This is a genomic window from Lutimaribacter marinistellae (assembly GCF_042648365.1).
In the GTDB taxonomy this organism is placed as follows: Bacteria; Pseudomonadota; Alphaproteobacteria; order Rhodobacterales; family Rhodobacteraceae; genus Lutimaribacter_A; species Lutimaribacter_A marinistellae.
Genome location: NZ_JBHRXI010000017.1, coordinates 328,563 through 344,610 on the forward strand (window position 1 = coordinate 328,563; position 16,048 = coordinate 344,610).

Genomic DNA, 16,048 nt, shown 5'->3' on the forward strand with positions numbered 1-16,048 from the left:
CCGAGCCACGGCTCATGTCAATCCATTACGGCCACCCGGGCCGTCTCTGCCTGCATTGCATCGCCGGTACGGGCAAAGCGGAGATAGGCGATGCCGTGCCCATTGGCCTGCGTATAGAGCGTACCGGCGGGTTTCCCGTCGGCGGTGATCTCGGTGCCGACAGGGGCGGTACCGTCGACATGTACGGTGGCGAGGCCCTTGCGCAGCTCGGTCTTGTGCTTCATCCGCGCGGTGACCTCTTGCCCGACATAGCAGCCCTTGCGGAAATCCACGCCGTTCAGCCGTTCGAACCCGCATTCGAGGATATAGCTCTCGGGTGTCAGCTCTATCCCGCTTTCAGGGATGCAGTGGGTGACGCGGATGGCGTCCCAATCGGTGCCGTCGTCCTCTTCCAACCCATTGATATACTTGCGCCAACCCAGCTCCGGATGCCTTGGGTCGGGCAGGGCGCCTTCGGGGGCGGGACCTGTACCCCGTTGCAGGGCCAGATCGGCGGGGGCGATGGTCACGTCGGAGCGCAGCTTGTACATGCCCAACCGTTTGACGAGCCCATCGGCAAGCCCTTCTGCCACGTCGAGCAGGATGCCATCGTCGTCCGGAACGAGGAAGAAATCGGCCAGGTACTTTCCTTGCGGCGTCAAAATAGCTGCATAAACAATGCCTTGGTCAAGCTTTCTGACGTCGTTCGTCACCAGCCCCTGTAGAAAGTCGAGCGTGTCCGACCCCGTCAGGCGCAGGATGCGTCGGTTTGGCATGGCGGTGTCCTCGTGCTTTTCCTGTATTCCGCATATATCAAATTCCAAGCGACCTTCCAGAGGAGAGACCCGTGCCTGCGCCGATCAGTATCGTCATCCCGACACTCGATGCCGGGCAGGGATTGGGGCGGTGCCTGGAGGCGTTGATGGAGGGTTTGCCCCTTGGTCTCATCCGCGAAGTGATCGTGAGCGATGGCGGCTCCACCGACAACACCTTGTTGATTGCCGACGAGGCAGGGGCAGATGTTGTGTCTGGGCCGGCCTCGCGCGGCGGGCAATTGCGGCGCGGGTGCGGGGCGGCGCGGGGGGAGTGGGTGATGATTGTACATGCTGATACAATCCTGATGCCGGGGTGGGCGGAGGTTGTGCGGGAGCATGTGGAGAGCAGCCGGCAGGGTGCGTATTTCCGGCTGGCCTTTCGCGCGCCGGGGCTGATGCCGCGGCTGGTGGCGGGCTGGGCGAACGCACGGGCCGGACTCCTGTCGCTCCCATTCGGGGATCAGGGGTTGTTGCTGCCACGGGTTATGTACGAGAAATCAGGAGGTTACCCGGATCAGCCGCTGATGGAGGACGTGGCGCTGGTGCGGTCCCTGCCGCGCCTCGTGGGCCTTCCGGTGGTGGCGATGACGGGGGCGGACCGGTACCTGAGACAGGGCTGGATGCGGCGCGGGGCGCGGAACCTGTGGACGCAGGCGCGGTATTTCGCCGGCACCGACCCCGAGCGCCTGGCCGAGGGGTACCGCCGCTAGATCGGTGTTTTGACCGTTTTGTACATGGGTCAGAGGGGCGATTGACCGTTTTGTACATAATTTTTGGTTAAGATTTCGGGGGCCGTGAGGCCGTTTCAACGGTCGCGCCTCCCCTGTGTCGAGGGCGCGCGCTGTCAGTCTGATGCGTGATGCGCAGCATCATGCACGCGCCCGACCCGCCCCGTCACGCCGGAGGCGTGCCTTCGGCACGACGCGGGCGCGTTCCGCGCCCTCCTACGGGCCGGGCGCTACGGGTGTGGGGAGGGATTACGGAGCGCTGAAGCGCATCCTACAGCTTGCTCGACCGGAGTTCCTATAATTGATAAATGACTTCCTTTTTCTCTATTTCTCGCCGCGCATCCACGTTTTCATAGCTGTTTTTAACTTTTCGGCTACTGCGGAACGAGGGGCTGCCCGAATTTCTGTAAGTGGGGCGGGTAAGTCAGCCCTTGGAAAAAGCATGGCTAGCCTAAATGCCGCACCATGTACCGCCATTAAGCAAAATGACTGAAAGAATGCTAGCGCGACCACAACATAGTATAGGCTACAGGTGTCGGCTGGCTCATTAATGGAGCATGCTTTCATGAAGAAATTCGGAGATTCTTTCGACGAGAACCAAATGATCGAAACAAGAAGCGTGAATATCGCAGATGGAAGCATGAATGATGGTTCCGTGGACTGAAGCTCCTTTTTGTTTATCTTTTCTAATAGATCTTTGTCCGATCTCGATTCAGCATAGCTGCGGACGAGTTCCGCCTCGACATATAGAGATCTGCGGCTGAATCGCATGCTGACGTCCAAAATACGGATTTTCCTCACCGGCCAACTAATGATTCTGTAGCACAGTTCATTCGCTGCCATAGCGACCGCCATAAGTGGTAACAAAAGCGGAAACAGGACTAGGGAGAAAATTATTGCGTAATATCCAATGTTAATTATGCCTTGATTCAATATTTCAGCCGCAGTTAGCCAAGCAGGTGATTTGCCTACAGAAAGAATAGAGAAGAGCTCAACTAGAAGGGCAATGGTAACTACGCGCGCAGTGGGTACCGAAACCTTCTGCGCAATTTGTGATGTGTCCAACTTTTTTTCGCCCTGTCAACTTCAAACATCCAACTCTTCAACAAACCTAGCGTTTTCCTGAATATACTGGAACCGCAATTCGGGCTTTTTCCCCATCAGGCGTTCCACCAGGTCGCCGGTTTCGCCGGGTTCGTCCTCGTCTATGGTGACGCGGATGAGTTTGCGCGAGGCGGGGTCCATCGTGGTTTCCTTGAGGTCCTTGGCGTCCATCTCGCCCAGACCCTTGAAGCGGGAAACGTCGATCTTGCCCTTGCCGCCGAGGCCCTTTTCCAGCCATTCGTCACGCTCGGCCTGATCGAGGCAATAGACGCGCTTGGCCCCCTGGGTCAGGCGGTAGAGGGGCGGGCAGGCGAGGTAGAGGTGGCCCGCGTCGATCATCGGCCGCATCTGGGTGTAGAAGAAGGTCATCAGCAGCGAGGCGATATGCGCGCCGTCGACATCGGCGTCGGTCATGATGATGATCTTGTCATAGCGCAGGTCATCGATGCTGAACTTGGTGCCCAGCCCCACCCCCAGAGCCTGGGTGAGGTCGTTGATCTCCTGGTTGGAGCCGAGTTTCGACGAGGCGGCCCCCAGCACGTTGAGGATCTTGCCGCGCAGGGGCAGCAGCGCCTGTGTCTTGCGGTCGCGGGCCATCTTGGCCGAGCCGCCGGCGGAATCGCCCTCGACGATGAACAATTCGGTTCCGTCGCGGTTGGTAGCGGAGCAGTCCACCAATTTGCCGGGAAGGCGGAGTTTCTTTGTGGCGGACTTGCGTTGTGTTTCCTTCTCGGCCCTCCTGCGGAGGCGCTCCTCGGCCCTGAGCACGAGGAAGTCGAGAATGGCGCCCGCCGATTTGGTGTCGGCGGCGAGCCAGTTGTCGAAATGGTCGCGCACGGCGTTTTCGACGAGGCGCTGGGCCTCGACCGTGGCGAGGCGGTCCTTGGTCTGGCCGACGAATTCGGGCTCGCGGATGAAGCAGGAGACCAGCGCGCAGCCGCCTGTCAGCAGGTCGTCGCGGGTGATCTGGGCGGCCTTCTTGTTGTTGGCAAGCTCGCCATAGGCCTTGATGCCCTTGAGGATGGCGGACCAGAAGCCCGCGACATGGGTGCCGCCCTCGGGCGTGGGGACGGTGTTGCAGTAGGACTGGATGAAGCCGTCGCGCGAGGGGGTCCAGTTGATCGCCCATTCGACCTTGCCCGGTGTGCCGAAGCGTTCCTGGAACTCGACGGTTCCGGCAAAGGGGTTGTCGGCATAGGTGGAGGCGCCGTTCATCGTTTCCTTGAGGTAGTCGGACAGGCCGCCGGGGAAGTGGAACGTGGCCTCGGTCGGGGTTTCGCCGTCGTCGATGGCGGTTTTCCAGCGGATCTCGACGCCGGAGAAGAGGTAGGCCTTGGAGCGGATCGACTTGAACAGGCGGGCGGGTTTGAAGCGGTGGTGGCCGAAGATCTCCTCGTCCGCGTGGAAGGTGACGGTGGTGCCGCGACGGTTGGGGGCGGCGCCGATCTTTTCCACCGGGCCCTGCGGCAGGCCGCGGGAGAAGCGTTGTTCGAAAAGCTCGCGGTCGCGGGCGACCTGGACGATCATGGAATCGCTGAGCGCGTTGACCACCGAGGCGCCGACGCCGTGCAGGCCGCCGGAGGTCTGGTAGGCCTTGCCCGAGAACTTGCCGCCCGCGTGGAGCGTGCAGAGGATGACCTCGAGCGCGGATTTGCCTGGGAATTTCGGGTGCGGGTCGACGGGGATGCCGCGGCCGTTGTCGCGCACGGTGAGGGAGTAGTCGGCGTGCAGCTCGACCTCGATCCGGTTGGCGTGACCTGCGACCGCCTCGTCCATGGAGTTGTCGAGGATCTCGGCCACCATGTGATGCAGCGCGCGTTCATCCGTGCCGCCGATATACATGCCGGGGCGTTTGCGGACGGGTTCCAGCCCCTCGAGCACTTCGATGGAGGAGGCGTCATAGGCGGCCTGCTGGCTGCCGGTCAGAAGATCGTCGGGCATGGGTGCTGCTCTTTTATTGGGTGAGCCGCATTATGGCAGGGGATGGGGTCGGGGAAAAGGGGGACGCTAGGGGTTGTGGATAAGCGGGCCTAGCGCAGCCGGTCGATCGGGGCGCGCAGCGACAGTCGGAACCCGTCAGGGTCGAACCGGCGCGAGACCTCGGCCCCGAGAGAGGTTTCGGTGAGCGTCGTCAGCACCTCGGTCCCGAAGCCGTTTCGCATGGGCGGGGAAATGGCGGGGCCGCCGGTTTCGGCCCAATGGAGTTCAAGGCAGTCATCCGCGCCCACGGTCCATGACACAGCGACCTGGCCCGCCTCGTCCGACAGGGCGCCATGTTTCATCGCGTTGGTGATCAGCTCATGAGCGACCATGGCGACGATTTGCGAGGCGCTGGAGGACAGGGCAAGCGCCGGACCGGTCAGCGTAACCCGCCGCCCGGTATCGAGGCAGAAGGGCGCGAGTTGCCGGGTGAAGATGTCACGCAGTTCGAAGCTGCCGGTGTCGGCATTGACGATGGCGTCCTGGTTGCGGGCAAGCGCGGTGAGCCGGTCGTTGAGCTGGGCCGCCATGTCCTGCGGGTCGCAATGGCGCGAGATCTGACGGGCGATACCCGCAACCACGGTGATGAGGTTCTTTGAACGGTGGTTGAGTTCGCCGATCAGGAAACGGGCCTGTTCCTCGGCGCGGATGCGGGCGGTGATGTCGACCAGTGCAAAGACACCGTGCAGGGGTTTTGCATCCGCGTCGAAGCGGACCTGCTTGCGCGCGTTGACCCAGCGGATCGAGCCGTCACCGGTGACGATGCGGTGCGAGATGTCGACCACGCGGCTGTCGCAGGCCGGTGCCAGCAGGTCATCGAGCTTGGCCGCGACAGCGGGCCAGTCATCGGGGTGGATGCGGTCGTGCAGCGTGTCACGCGGCAGGTCGGTACCGGCTGGAAGGTCGAAGAAACGCGCGGCGAGCGTGTCGAACCGGACGGTGTCTGCACGGTAATCGACCGTGCCCAGCCCGACCTCGGCCACGGTCAATCCGACCGTCATGTCCTCGGCCGTGAGTGGCAGGGCCTCGGCGGGGTTCTGCAATCCGTCCATTCAAGCGATCTTTGGAATTGTGGGCTGCGGTGTCAACCGGCACGGGCCCCGGGGTGCCGTTCCGGGGTCAGTCACCGCCGGCGGCGTCGATGGCGCGGTGCCAGGCGGGGCGCGCCTCGATCCGGCGGCAGAATTCGGCGAGGCGAGGGAATTCTTCACCGCGTCCCATGCGCAGCGCGATCAGGGCGGGGAAAGACAGCATGATGTCGGCTGCCGACAGCTCGTCGAGGACGAAATGGCCCGAGGGGCGCAGGCCGTTTTCCATGTACTGGAAATGGCTGGTCAGTTCCGACTGGATGCGTGGTTGCAGCGGGGCGGCGGCCTCGCCCAGGCGCGACAAGTAGAGGTTCAGCAGGATCGGTGTCATGACCGAGCCTTCGGCGAAATGCATCCATTCCAGATGGCGGATATGCGCGCCGGTTCCCGTCTGCGGGATCATCTGGGGACCGTAGCGGGAGCAGAGCAATTCGACGATGGCGCCGGATTCACCGATCAGTCGACCCTGGAACTCGATCATCGGGGCCTTGCCCAGCGGGTGGAGCCTGGTCAGCGCGGGCGGGGCGAGGCGCGATTGCGGGTCGCGCTCGAAGCGGATGACCTCGTATTGCTGGCCGAGCTCCTCGAGCAGCCAGATGATGCGCAGCGAACGCGATTGGGACAGGTGGTAGACCGTGATCATGGCCGGGTCCTTTCGTCGGGGAGCCAGTCGAGCATTGCGGCGGCGACCTGTTCAGGGGCCTGGTGGCAGAGCCAGTGGTCGGTGCCGGGGATGGTGATGCGGGTGAGGTCGGCGGCGAAGTCTTCGAGCCCCTCTGTCGCCTCGGGCAGCAACGCGCGGTCCTCGGGACCCCAGATGAGCAGGTGGGGGCAGCGCACATGCAGCCGGTCGAGCGGCAGGGCGGGCAGGTCGGTGAGCGGCGTGCCGGGTTCGGCGACGTCCAGCGGCGAGGCGCGGTACCAGCCCAGCATCCCCGCGAGGCGGCCGGGGCGCGCCCATTCGGCGCGGTATTCGGCGAGCCGCTCGTCGGTCAGCCAGTCGCTGCCCATGGCGCGGCGGAAGAAGCGTTCGAGCAGGGCGAAGTCATCCGCCGCGTAGCGCTCGGGCGCGTCGTCCTTGCGGAAGTCGAGAATGTATTGCGAGGCGCGCGATTGTGCCCCGCCCGCAGCAAGCGCGCGTTGGAACGGGACCGGGTGCACCCCGTTGGCGATCACGAGGCGCGTGACACGGTCGGGGGTGAACATCGCCAGCCCGTAGGCGACGGCCGCGCCCCAGTCATGGCCCAGCACGGTGACGGGCCCGCGACCGATATGGTCGATCAGCGCGGCCATGTCGGCCACGAGATGCGAGGTGGCATAGGGCGCGGTGCCCTCGGGCGCCCAGCTTTGGCCATAGCCGCGCTGGTCCGGGGCGATGCAATGGAAGCGATGCGCGAGATGCGGAGCAAGATCGGCCCAGGCGCCGCCATATTCGGGGAAGCCGTGCAGCATCAGCAGGATGGGCAGGGCCGGGTCGCCCCAGCGGCGCAGGAAGAACGGCTGGCCGTTCAGCGTGACGGTTTCGGTTTGCATGGCTGGTTCTGTCTCTCAGGGGGCCGGGTGGGCGCAGTCAAGCAGCCCGGCCCCCGAAAAGGAAGCGGCGGGCCTATTGACCCTTCGTCAGGGTTTCGAATGTCAGCCCCTGCGCGGTGCGCGGCGGGAAGCCCTTCCAATAGGTGTGATCGGCCTCTTCATTGCCGTTGTCATCGACGGCGATGACGCCTTCGGCGGCGCGGGGCACCAGTTGCAGGTAGGCGGATTTCTCGTCATCGGCCTTGAGGTGCAGGTCGAGGAAGGCGGTCGCGAAGTGCTGCGCGATGTTGTTCATGCGGTTGGTGTCCCAGACCGCGTCGGCGTAATGCTCGAACGGGATGAAGTCGAGCGTGTCCGACGGTGCCCAGCTTTCGGCCGGGGCGGGGATCGGTGCGGCGGCGTTGTGGTTCGCGGCCTCGAAGGTCAGCAGCGCACGGTCGGTGCCGGTGGCGCCGGTGAAGATCTGGCGCATGGCGGCATAGACCGAGACATCGTCGGCCCCGCCTGCCATCATCAGCAGCGGTTTGCGAACCCCGGCCAGCCCGTCGGCGTCCCAGAAGCCTGCGTTCATGCCCCAGGGGCCGACGGCGATCACCGCCTTGACGCGTTCGTCGATCAGCGCCTCATGCGTGTCCGAGCCGGCGACATGGCGGGCGAGCAATCCGCCGGGGGTGCCCCAGCTATACTCGGTCGAGGCCTGGGTGACGCCTGCGCCCGCGAAGATGAGCGCGCCGTAGCCGCCCATCGAATAGCCGATCACCCCGGTGGTCGAGGCATCGGTGATCGCGCCGATCTCGTCATCGAGCGCGGCCATGCTGTCGATGATGAACTTCTGGTCGAGCGGACGGTGATAGAGCGTCGAGCCGAAGACGGCCTGGTCGGAATAGGTGCTTTCGGTGTGGTCGATAGAGACGGTCACATAGCCCTTGGAGGCGAGGTTCTCGCCCAGGTGGGACATCAGGAACCGGTTGCCGGGATAGCCGTGCGAGATCACCACGAGCGGAAACTGCTGGCCGCTGGCGGGCTCGGCGTCGCGCACGGCGCGGCCGTGCAGCGTGACCTCGGTCACGCCGTCGCGCAGCATGGCGGTGTAGGTGCCGCCCTCGCCGGTACCCTCGGCGGCGGGATACCAGATCTCGGTCGTCAGCGTGCGGTCGGCGCTGGGCTGCGCCTCGGCGGTGGTGTTTAGGATGTCGGCCTGTCCGGGATTGGTGAAGCTGCGGGTCTGCACGCCGACGGGAAACGCGCCGAAGGCGGCAAGCTCGGGCGCGTCGGGGCGGATGAGGTCGATTCGATTCTCGGCGGCCGCACCGGTGGCGGCGGTGGCCATGGCAAGGCCGAGAGCGGAAAGGGATGTTCGCATGGGGGCGTTCTCCGGGGGTCATGGATCGGTTGCGGCCAGCCTAACCGATTGCGCGCAAAGGGCGAGCGCTAATTCGGCCGGGTCCGGGCAAAGCGTTCTTCCCCTTGCGGCGCGGACGGGGCGGGCCTAAAGCGCGGACATGACGCAGGTGATGACATATGGCGGCCATGTGCGCGCGGTGACCCGGCTGGGCCTGCCGCTTGTCGGCGGCCATCTGGCGCAATTCGCGATCGGGCTGACCGATACCGTCATGCTGGGCTGGTACGGGGTCGAGGCGCTGGCCGCCGTCACGCTTGCAGGCAGCTATTTCTTTGTCCTGTTCCTGCTGGGGGCGGGATTCGGCTGGGCCGTGATGCCGATGGTCGCTGCCGCCTCGGCCGAGGATGACGAGACCAGCGTTCGCCGGGCCACACGGATGGGCCTGTGGCTGTCGCTGTTCTTCTCGGTGCTGGTGATGCCGATGATGATCTGGTCCGAGCCGATCCTGCTGTCGCTGGGCCAGACCGAGACGGTGGCCGCGCTGGCGGCGGAATACCTGACCGTGGCCGGGTGGGGCATCTTTCCCGCGCTGCTGGTGGTGGTGATGAAATCCTACCTTGCCGCGCTGGAGCGCACGCAGGTCGTGCTGTGGATCACGGTGATCGCGGCCTTTGCCAACGCGGCAGTCAATTACGGGCTGATCTTTGGCAACTGGGGCCTGCCCGAGCTGGGCATCATGGGCGCGGCCATCGCCTCGGTCGTCACGCATGCGCTGTCGCTGGTGGCAGTGGTGATCTACGGGCTGCGGGTTCTGCCCGAGCATGAACTGTTCCGGCGGTTCTGGAGGCCGGACTGGGAGATGCTGGCGCAGGTGTTCCGGCTGGGCGTGCCCATCGGCATCACCAGCCTGACCGAAGTGTCGCTGTTCGCGGCCTCGGCGATGATGATGGGCTGGCTGGGCGCGGTGCCGCTGGCGGCGCACGGGATCGCGGTGCAGCTGGCCAGCGCGACCTTCATGGTGCATCTGGGCCTGTCCAACGCCGCGACGATCCGGGCCGGCAATGCCTATGGCCGGCGCGACGGTCCGCACATGGCGCGCGGCGCCAAGGTCGTGTTCGTGCTGTCGCTGGCGATGTCGGCGCTGACGATCGTGTGGTTCCTGACCGGGGCGGAGGGTCTGATCTCGCTCTTTCTGGAACCTGACGATCCGGACCGGCCCGAGATCCTTGCCATCGGTGTCGGCCTGCTGGCTATCGCGGCGCTGTTTCAGCTGGTCGATGGCGCGCAGGTGGTGGCGCTTGGCCTGTTGCGCGGTGTGCAGGACACGACCGTGCCGATGGTGATGGCGGCGCTGAGTTACTGGGCGGTGGGCATGCCGGCCTCTTACCTTCTGGGCTTCACCTTCGGGCTGGAGGGGATCGGCGTGTGGCTGGGTCTTGTGCTGGGCTTGGCCAGCGCCGCCGTGATGCTGATGATCCGGTTCTGGCGGCGCGTGATCCCTACGATCTGAGCCGGTCAGCCGCCGAGCTTTTCCAGCAGGCGGCAATAGGCGGTCTGCCCTCGGCGGAAGTTTTCCAGCCGGAAGAACTCGTCGGGCGCGTGCAGGTTTTCATCGCCCACGGAGAAGCCGAACATTACGCCATGCACCCCAAGCTCGCGCAGGAAGAGCGTCATGATCGGGATCGAGCCGCCGACGCGGGTGATGTAGGGCGCGGCGCCGTAGGTTTCGGCCAGCACCTCCTCGGCGGCGCGGGTGGCGTTGTGGCCGCGCGGCACGAGGAAAGGATCGGCATCGCCTGCCAGCCGGTCGACCTGCGCGGTTACGCCGGGCGGCAGATGCGCCTCGACATGAGCGGCGATCAGCGCGGCGATGCGTTCGGGGTCCTGGTCGGCCACGAGGCGGCAGGTGATCTTGGCGCTGGCGCGGGCGGGCAGCACGGTCTTGGTGCCCGCGCCCTGGTAGCCGCCAGTGAGTCCGTTGATTTCGAGCGTGGGCCGCGCCCAGAGCCGTTCGCGTACGCTGTAACCCTCTTCGCCAAAACTGGCGGGCGCACCGGTTTCGGCAAGATAACCGGCCTCGTCAAAGGGGACGCGGGCGATCTCGGCGCGGTCTTCGTCGGAGAGGTCGATCACGTCGTCATAGAACCCGTCGATGGTGATGCGGCCGGTCTGCGCGTCCTTCATGCTGGCCAGAAGCTGCGAAAGGGCCATCAGAGGGTTGTTGATGCCGCCGCCATGCAGGCCCGAATGCTGATCCGTGGCCGCGCCGTCGACGGTGATCTCGACTCCCATCAGGCCCTTGAGACCCATGACGATCTGGGCTTCCTGCGCGCTCCATTGCAGGCCGTCGGCCGAGAAGATCATGTCGCAGGCGAGGCGGTTGCGCTGGGCGGCGATGACAGGGGGCATGTCGGGCGAGCCGATCTCTTCCTGCCCTTCGAACAGGAACTTGACGTTGACCGGCAGGCGGCCGGTTTCGGCCATCAGCGCCTCGGCGGCGAGGATGGGGATGAACATGCCGCCCTTGTCGTCGGATGCGCCACGGCCCCAGAGGCGGCCATCGCGGATTTCGGGGTCAAAAGGCGGGCTGGTCCAGAGATCGAGCGGTTCGGCAGGCTGCACGTCGAAATGGCCATAGATCAGCACGCTGGGCTTGTCTGTCCCGGCATGGAGCCAGTCGCCATAGACGGCGGGGTGGCCGGTGGTTGGCAGGATCTCGGCATTCTCGATACCGGCGGCGGCGAGCCTGTCCGCGACCCAGCGCGCAGCGCGTTCGACATCACGCATGTGCTCGGGCCGGGCCGAGACCGAGGGGATGCGGACGAAGTCGAGCAGTTCCTGTTCGAACCGGTCCTGATGCGTGTCGAGATATTCCTGCCAGCTCATGTCTGCCTCCTGCCTGTGATCGCGCGCAGGGTGCGGCGAAAGCGCGGCGGGGGCAAGCCTCAGCCGCGGGTGCCGGTGCCGGTACGGTCGATCAGGCGGTCGGCCTTTTTGCGGACAAGGACCGAGCGCAGGTCGTGCATCGCCAGCAGCAGCGCATCGGTGACCTCGTCGAGCTGGGCGTCGGTCGCGCGGGACTGTGCCCAATGGGTCGTGAGGTTCAGGTAGTCCACCGCGCGGTGGATGTCGTCGATGTCGCGGGCGGCGAGGGTTGCGACCCGTTCGGCCATCCAGCGCTTGATTTCCCTGAGGTCCTGCTTGGTCAGGTCGCGGCCGCCATGAGGCTTGATCTCGCCGTTCTTGACGTTGACGACGGCGATCTGCTCCATCTCGATCCGGCGGTGGCGGTTCTCGGTGTCGACGCGGAAGACGAAAGCGCCGTTTTCGCGGACGCGGAAATAGTATTCGGGCAGGTCGGGGCTCATGCGTCGGCCTTTTCTTCGATCACGCGCCAGAGGCTTCCATCGGGATCGATCATCGCGAACATGGCGGGAACGGGCCCGCGGGCCGGCATGATGTCGGTGATGCGCGGGATGGCGGCCGGATCGCGGGGCAGGTCGAGCGATGACCATGCGTCGAGAACCGGCGCGATGTCGGGAAGGCGCAGACAGGCCGAGAACCAGCTCGACCGGTGGTCGAGCTCGGGGTGGGGGAAGAATTCGACCTGCATGCCATCACGCACGAGGATCATCCAGCCATCATCGCGATAGGTCTTCTTGAACCCGAGACGGGCATAGAACCCTTCGGTCTGGTCGAAGTCGCGGCTGGGAAGATTCGCGGTGATGCGTCCTGTGGTCATTTAAGCGCCTTGCAGAATACCTGGATGCGCGTGCAGGCCTCGCGCAATGCCTCGTCCGACGCAGCGTAGCTGACCCGGAAATTCGGCGAAAGTCCGAAGGCCGCGCCAAAGACGACGGCGACCTCGGCCTCTTCCAGCAGCGCGGTGGCGAAGGTCTCGTCACTGTCGATGACGGTGCCCTTGGATGTCGTCTTGCCGATCAGCCCCGCGATCGAGGGGTAGACGTAGAAGGCGCCTTCGGGCGTCGGGCATTCGACCCCGTCGATCTGGTTGAGCATCGAGACCACGAGATCGCGACGACGGCGGAAGATCCGGGCATTGGGCGCGAGGTAGTCCTGCGTACCCATCAGCGCCTCGACCGCGGCCCACTGGCTGACCGAGCAGGGGTTCGAGGTCGATTGCGACTGGATCTTGCGCATCGCGCCGATCAGGACCTCGGGGCCCGCGGCATAGCCGATGCGCCAGCCGGTCATGGCATAGGCCTTGGACACGCCGTTGCAGGTGAGCGTGCGGTCGTAAAGGCCCGGTTCGACCTGTGCGGGCGTGCAGAATTCGAACCCGTCATAGGCGAGGTGTTCGTACATGTCGTCGCTCATCACCCAGACATGGGGGTGGCGCATCAGAACGTCGGTCAGTGCCTTGAGTTCGTCATGCGAATAGCCCGCGCCGGTCGGGTTCGAAGGCGAGTTGAAGATGAACCACTTGGTCTTTGGGGTGATCGCGGCCTCAAGCTGTTCTGCGGTCAGCTTGTAGCGGTTTTCCAATGTCGCCTCGACGACCACCGGCTCACCGCCCGCCAGCAGGACCATGTCGGGGTAGCTGACCCAGTAGGGGGCTGGAATGATCACCTCGTCGCCGGGGTTCAGCGTGGCCATCAGCGCGTTGTAGAGTGTCTGCTTGCCGCCCGACCCGACCGAGACCTGGGCGGTGGTGTAGTCCAGCCCGTGGTCGCGTTTCATCTTGGCGACGACCGCCTCTTTCAGCTTCGGGATGCCGTCGACGGGTGTGTAGCGGGTGTGCCCGGCGGTGATGGCCGCGATGGCGGCGTGCTTGATGTTCTGGGGCGTGTCGAAATCCGGCTCGCCCGCGCTGAGCCCGATCACGTCGCGGCCTTGCGCGCGCAGCTCCCCGGCCTTGGCGGTGATCGCCATGGTGGGCGAAGGTTTGACGCGGGACAATGTCGCAGAAAGAAAACTCATGGTCGGCCTCGGTTGGCAGCAGGGTCGGCTTTGTCATAGGGTGCGGGGGTTGGGTGTTCAAGCACCCAGACAAAACAGGCAGTTCCAGCAAACGGACGGAGAGATCATGACCGGCGAAAGCGCAGACTGGTACGGACCGGATTCGGCAACCTTTGGCGACCGCGTGGCGGGCGCGCGCGAGGCTGCCGGGATGACCCAGGCGCAACTGGCCCGCCGGCTGGGTGTCAAGAAAGCGACGGTGGTCGGCTGGGAAGACGACGTCTCGGAGCCGCGCGCCAACAAGCTGTCGATGATGGCGGGCCTGCTCAACGTGTCGATCATGTGGTTGCTGACCGGCGAAGGGGCGGGAGCCGAGCCCCCCGATGCCGAGGAGACGACCGACCTCTCGGCCATCGTGGCCGAGCTGCGCGGGATCCGCGCCGAGATGCGGACCTCCGCCGAGCGGGCCGCGCGGCTGGAAAAGCGGATACGGCGGATGATGGAGAGCGGGGCGTGAGCGAGACGCGTGAAAACCGTATCCGGCGCATGAAGATGCGTTCGATGCGCCGGGGCATCAAGGAGATGGACCTGATCCTGACGGCCTGGTCCGAGCGCCGGCTCGAGTCGCTGGACGAGGCGGGGCTGGACCTCTACGACGCGTTGCTGCACGAGAACGATCAGGACCTATACCAATGGGTGACCGGTCAGGTTCCGGCACCGGCGCGCTATGCCAAGATGATCGACGAGATATCGCAAGTCTTTCAGAAATAGCGATTTTCGGCGTTTAACCGATTCTTCGGCTTTTCTTTCCAGATTGGATGGAAGGTTGAGCGAGTCGGAGAGACGCATGAGTATGGAAAAGCAGATCGCCGGTGCGGGCGCGAAGGGGTTCATGGCGAGCTACCTCGAATCGCTCGCGCTGGTGGAGCGGCTGCACCGGCTGCTTCTCGATGTCATCAAGGACGAGTTCGAGCGTGTCGGCGTGCTCGAGATCAACGCGGTACAGGCATTGCTGCTGTTCAATATCGGTGACAACGAGGTGACGGCCGGAGAATTGAAGAGCCGCGGCTATTACCAGGGCAGCAATGTCAGCTACAATCTGAAAAAGCTGGTCGAGATGGGTTACATGCATCACCAGCGGTGCGAGATCGACCGCCGCTCGGTCCGGGTGCGGTTGACCCAGAAGGGGCGGCACATCCGCGATACCGTGGGCACGCTGTTTGCGCGACATGCGGACGGGTTGCAGTCCAAGGGCGTGCTGGGCCCGGAGGGGATCGAGGAGATCACCGGCGCGCTTCGGAGGGTGGAGCGGTACTGGACCGACCAGATCCGGTACATCTACTGACGGGGCCGGTGTGTCCGGGGATGGCTCAGCCGGGGCTGCCCGAGTTGTGGGGAGCGGGCAGGGCGCCGATCACGCGCGGGCGCAACTCGCGTTCGAGTTTGCGTCGCATGGCGCGCTCGTAATCCTCGAACCCCTGCGCGATCTCGAGAAAGGCGCCCGGCCCGTGCAGCACGTTTTCGCGGTAATAGGGGATCAGTTCGATCTCGCCCTCGAAATCGGCGCCGTTCACCACGAGACCGTTCACCGTGACGGAGCCGTAATCGAAATGACGATAGGCGATGCGCGGCCCATAGCCTTCGTTGTTGCGGCCGTCACCGGCCATGTCGAGCGTCTTGAACAGGCACGGTGGCGCCCGGTCGAGCAGTCCCGCGCCATATCCCAGCGCATGCCCCAGCGCGGTAGGCGATTCCGTCTGCGAGCGTTCCGAGCGGGCGATGATCTCGGCCGCGGCGAGCAGGTCGGCGGGGGTTTTGATCAGCCGCCAGTCGAGCAGCAGCTCCTGGTTCCAGCGACCGCTCCATTCGTAGACGGCCAGCGCCACCGGCTGCGGCGCGGCAAAGAAGGCGGTTTGCACCTCGGGAGCGATCAGCGCGGCGGCCAGCCCGCCACGCTGAAGCGCATCCTCGGCCGCGTCGACCGAGGAGGACACATCCATCGCAAGAACCAGCGCGAGCCGGCAATCCTCTGCCTGCGCCGCGGTCGCGCAGACCGCGAGCATCGAGGCCGCCGCGGCGCGCCTCAACCCGCGTTTGCCATGCGAGGATGCCGAAGCGCGTCTCACCAGTGGCCGGTGCTTTCCATGCTCGCCCAAGGCTCTTGCGGGGGCAGGGCATCGCCGTTCTGCAAAAGCTCGATCGAGATGTTGTCGGGCGAGCGGATGAAAGCCATGCGACCGTCGCGCGGCGGACGGTTGATGGTGATCCCGTGATCGGCAAGGTGCTGGCACATTGCGTAGATGTCGTCGACGCCATAGGCGAGGTGACCGAAATGGCGGCTGTCGCTGGGCAGCCCCTCGTCGCCATCCCAGTTGTAGGTCAGTTCGACCGGTGTTTCGTCCTGGCCCGGCGCGGCGAGGTAGACCAGTGTGAACCGGCCCTCTTCGCTGTCGTAGCGGCGGATCTCGCGCAAGCCGAGCAGTTCGTAGAAGGCCATGGATTTCTCGAGATCCTTCACCCGGACCATGACATGGAGATATTTCAGCGCCATCGCTTGCA

At 64.9% G+C, this 16,048-nt stretch carries 18 protein-coding genes; 5 read left to right on the plus strand and 13 right to left on the minus strand.

The window, feature by feature from the left end; genetic code table 11:
* Positions 1–17: 17 nt before the first annotated feature.
* Positions 18–755: a CAF17-like 4Fe-4S cluster assembly/insertion protein YgfZ gene (ygfZ, locus tag ACFORG_RS18045; RefSeq protein ID WP_386736929.1), complete on the minus strand. Its 738-nt coding sequence runs from the start codon at positions 753–755 to the stop codon at positions 18–20.
* Between the two features lie 71 nt (positions 756–826).
* Here ygfZ and ACFORG_RS18050 point away from each other — a divergent pair, with 71 nt between their 5' ends.
* Positions 827–1,504, plus strand: a complete 678-nt coding sequence (locus ACFORG_RS18050) for a glycosyltransferase (protein WP_386736930.1) — start codon at positions 827–829, stop codon at positions 1,502–1,504.
* A gap of 342 nt (positions 1,505–1,846) precedes the next feature.
* Here ACFORG_RS18050 and ACFORG_RS18055 read toward each other — a convergent pair whose 3' ends face one another.
* The 6 genes from ACFORG_RS18055 to ACFORG_RS18080 all read right to left on the minus strand — a co-directional run bounded on the left by ACFORG_RS18055 (position 1,847) and on the right by ACFORG_RS18080 (position 8,590).
* Positions 1,847–2,587: a hypothetical protein gene (locus ACFORG_RS18055; RefSeq protein ID WP_386736931.1), complete on the minus strand. Its 741-nt coding sequence runs from the start codon at positions 2,585–2,587 to the stop codon at positions 1,847–1,849.
* A gap of 21 nt (positions 2,588–2,608) precedes the next feature.
* Positions 2,609–4,567, minus strand: a complete 1,959-nt coding sequence (gene parE / locus ACFORG_RS18060) for a DNA topoisomerase IV subunit B (protein ID WP_386736932.1) — start codon at positions 4,565–4,567, stop codon at positions 2,609–2,611.
* Positions 4,568–4,656: 89 nt separating this feature from the next.
* Positions 4,657–5,658 carry an HWE histidine kinase domain-containing protein gene (locus ACFORG_RS18065; RefSeq protein ID WP_386736933.1) on the minus strand — a complete coding sequence of 334 codons (1,002 nt, stop codon included), beginning with the start codon at positions 5,656–5,658 and terminating at the stop codon, positions 4,657–4,659.
* A 67-nt stretch (positions 5,659–5,725) separates the two neighbouring features.
* Positions 5,726–6,337, minus strand: coding sequence for a glutathione S-transferase family protein (locus ACFORG_RS18070; protein ID WP_386736934.1), 612 nt, complete (start codon positions 6,335–6,337; stop codon positions 5,726–5,728).
* Positions 6,334–7,227, minus strand: a complete 894-nt coding sequence (locus ACFORG_RS18075; protein WP_386736935.1) for an alpha/beta fold hydrolase — start codon at positions 7,225–7,227, stop codon at positions 6,334–6,336. Before ACFORG_RS18075 ends, ACFORG_RS18070 begins: the two co-directional genes overlap by 4 nt.
* Before the next feature lie 73 nt (positions 7,228–7,300).
* Entirely contained in the window at positions 7,301–8,590 is a 1,290-nt protein-coding gene (locus tag ACFORG_RS18080) for an alpha/beta hydrolase family protein (protein WP_386736936.1), read from the minus strand.
* A gap of 139 nt (positions 8,591–8,729) precedes the next feature.
* On the opposite strand from ACFORG_RS18080, the gene ACFORG_RS18085 reads away from it, so the two are divergent.
* Positions 8,730–10,079, plus strand: coding sequence for an MATE family efflux transporter (locus ACFORG_RS18085; RefSeq protein ID WP_386736937.1), 1,350 nt, complete (start codon positions 8,730–8,732; stop codon positions 10,077–10,079).
* A gap of 5 nt (positions 10,080–10,084) precedes the next feature.
* Here ACFORG_RS18085 and ACFORG_RS18090 read toward each other — a convergent pair whose 3' ends face one another.
* The 4 genes from ACFORG_RS18090 to ACFORG_RS18105 are packed head-to-tail and all read right to left on the minus strand — an operon-like array spanning position 10,085 to position 13,510.
* Positions 10,085–11,455, minus strand: a complete 1,371-nt coding sequence (locus tag ACFORG_RS18090) for a dipeptidase (protein WP_386736938.1) — start codon at positions 11,453–11,455, stop codon at positions 10,085–10,087.
* Between the two features lie 59 nt (positions 11,456–11,514).
* Complete coding sequence (locus tag ACFORG_RS18095; protein ID WP_386736939.1) at positions 11,515–11,937, minus strand: hypothetical protein; 423 nt, start codon at positions 11,935–11,937, stop codon at positions 11,515–11,517.
* Entirely contained in the window at positions 11,934–12,311 is a 378-nt protein-coding gene (locus ACFORG_RS18100) for a bleomycin resistance protein (RefSeq protein WP_386736940.1), read from the minus strand. The genes ACFORG_RS18095 and ACFORG_RS18100 overlap by 4 nt, the downstream gene beginning before the upstream one ends.
* Positions 12,308–13,510: a pyridoxal phosphate-dependent aminotransferase gene (locus ACFORG_RS18105; RefSeq protein ID WP_386736941.1), complete on the minus strand. Its 1,203-nt coding sequence runs from the start codon at positions 13,508–13,510 to the stop codon at positions 12,308–12,310. Before ACFORG_RS18105 ends, ACFORG_RS18100 begins: the two co-directional genes overlap by 4 nt.
* Positions 13,511–13,616: 106 nt before the next feature.
* On the opposite strand from ACFORG_RS18105, the gene ACFORG_RS18110 reads away from it, so the two are divergent.
* From ACFORG_RS18110 to ACFORG_RS18120, 3 genes are all read left to right on the plus strand, one after another.
* Positions 13,617–14,006 (plus strand): helix-turn-helix domain-containing protein, encoded by a 390-nt coding sequence (locus ACFORG_RS18110; RefSeq protein WP_386736942.1) that lies wholly within the window; start codon positions 13,617–13,619, stop codon positions 14,004–14,006.
* A complete protein-coding gene (locus tag ACFORG_RS18115) occupies positions 14,003–14,260 on the plus strand; it encodes a succinate dehydrogenase assembly factor 2 (protein ID WP_386736943.1) in 258 nt (85 codons plus the stop codon). The genes ACFORG_RS18110 and ACFORG_RS18115 overlap by 4 nt, the downstream gene beginning before the upstream one ends.
* Before the next feature lie 76 nt (positions 14,261–14,336).
* Positions 14,337–14,834, plus strand: coding sequence for a MarR family winged helix-turn-helix transcriptional regulator (locus ACFORG_RS18120; RefSeq protein ID WP_386736944.1), 498 nt, complete (start codon positions 14,337–14,339; stop codon positions 14,832–14,834).
* Between the two features lie 25 nt (positions 14,835–14,859).
* Here ACFORG_RS18120 and ACFORG_RS18125 read toward each other — a convergent pair whose 3' ends face one another.
* Positions 14,860–15,552, minus strand: coding sequence for a DUF1194 domain-containing protein (locus ACFORG_RS18125; protein WP_386737050.1), 693 nt, complete (start codon positions 15,550–15,552; stop codon positions 14,860–14,862).
* Positions 15,553–15,611: 59 nt separating this feature from the next.
* Positions 15,612–16,040 (minus strand): VOC family protein, encoded by a 429-nt coding sequence (locus ACFORG_RS18130; protein WP_386736945.1) that lies wholly within the window; start codon positions 16,038–16,040, stop codon positions 15,612–15,614.
* Between the last annotated feature and the right edge of the window lie 8 nt (positions 16,041–16,048).

Coding starts and splice junctions, on each gene's coding strand:
- ygfZ (WP_386736929.1), bottom strand. CDS start 755: ATGCCAAACCGACGCATCCTGCGCCTGACGGGGTCGGACACGCTCGAC.
- parE (WP_386736932.1), bottom strand. CDS start 4,567: ATGCCCGACGATCTTCTGACCGGCAGCCAGCAGGCCGCCTATGACGCC.
- ACFORG_RS18065 (WP_386736933.1), bottom strand. CDS start 5,658: ATGGACGGATTGCAGAACCCCGCCGAGGCCCTGCCACTCACGGCCGAG.
- ACFORG_RS18070 (WP_386736934.1), bottom strand. CDS start 6,337: ATGATCACGGTCTACCACCTGTCCCAATCGCGTTCGCTGCGCATCATC.
- ACFORG_RS18075 (WP_386736935.1), bottom strand. CDS start 7,227: ATGCAAACCGAAACCGTCACGCTGAACGGCCAGCCGTTCTTCCTGCGC.
- ACFORG_RS18080 (WP_386736936.1), bottom strand. CDS start 8,590: ATGCGAACATCCCTTTCCGCTCTCGGCCTTGCCATGGCCACCGCCGCC.
- ACFORG_RS18085 (WP_386736937.1), top strand. CDS start 8,730: ATGACGCAGGTGATGACATATGGCGGCCATGTGCGCGCGGTGACCCGG.
- ACFORG_RS18090 (WP_386736938.1), bottom strand. CDS start 11,455: ATGAGCTGGCAGGAATATCTCGACACGCATCAGGACCGGTTCGAACAG.
- ACFORG_RS18095 (WP_386736939.1), bottom strand. CDS start 11,937: ATGAGCCCCGACCTGCCCGAATACTATTTCCGCGTCCGCGAAAACGGC.
- ACFORG_RS18100 (WP_386736940.1), bottom strand. CDS start 12,311: ATGACCACAGGACGCATCACCGCGAATCTTCCCAGCCGCGACTTCGAC.
- ACFORG_RS18105 (WP_386736941.1), bottom strand. CDS start 13,510: ATGAGTTTTCTTTCTGCGACATTGTCCCGCGTCAAACCTTCGCCCACC.
- ACFORG_RS18110 (WP_386736942.1), top strand. CDS start 13,617: ATGACCGGCGAAAGCGCAGACTGGTACGGACCGGATTCGGCAACCTTT.
- ACFORG_RS18120 (WP_386736944.1), top strand. CDS start 14,337: ATGAGTATGGAAAAGCAGATCGCCGGTGCGGGCGCGAAGGGGTTCATG.
- ACFORG_RS18125 (WP_386737050.1), bottom strand. CDS start 15,552: ATGCTCGCGGTCTGCGCGACCGCGGCGCAGGCAGAGGATTGCCGGCTC.
- ACFORG_RS18130 (WP_386736945.1), bottom strand. CDS start 16,040: ATGGCGCTGAAATATCTCCATGTCATGGTCCGGGTGAAGGATCTCGAG.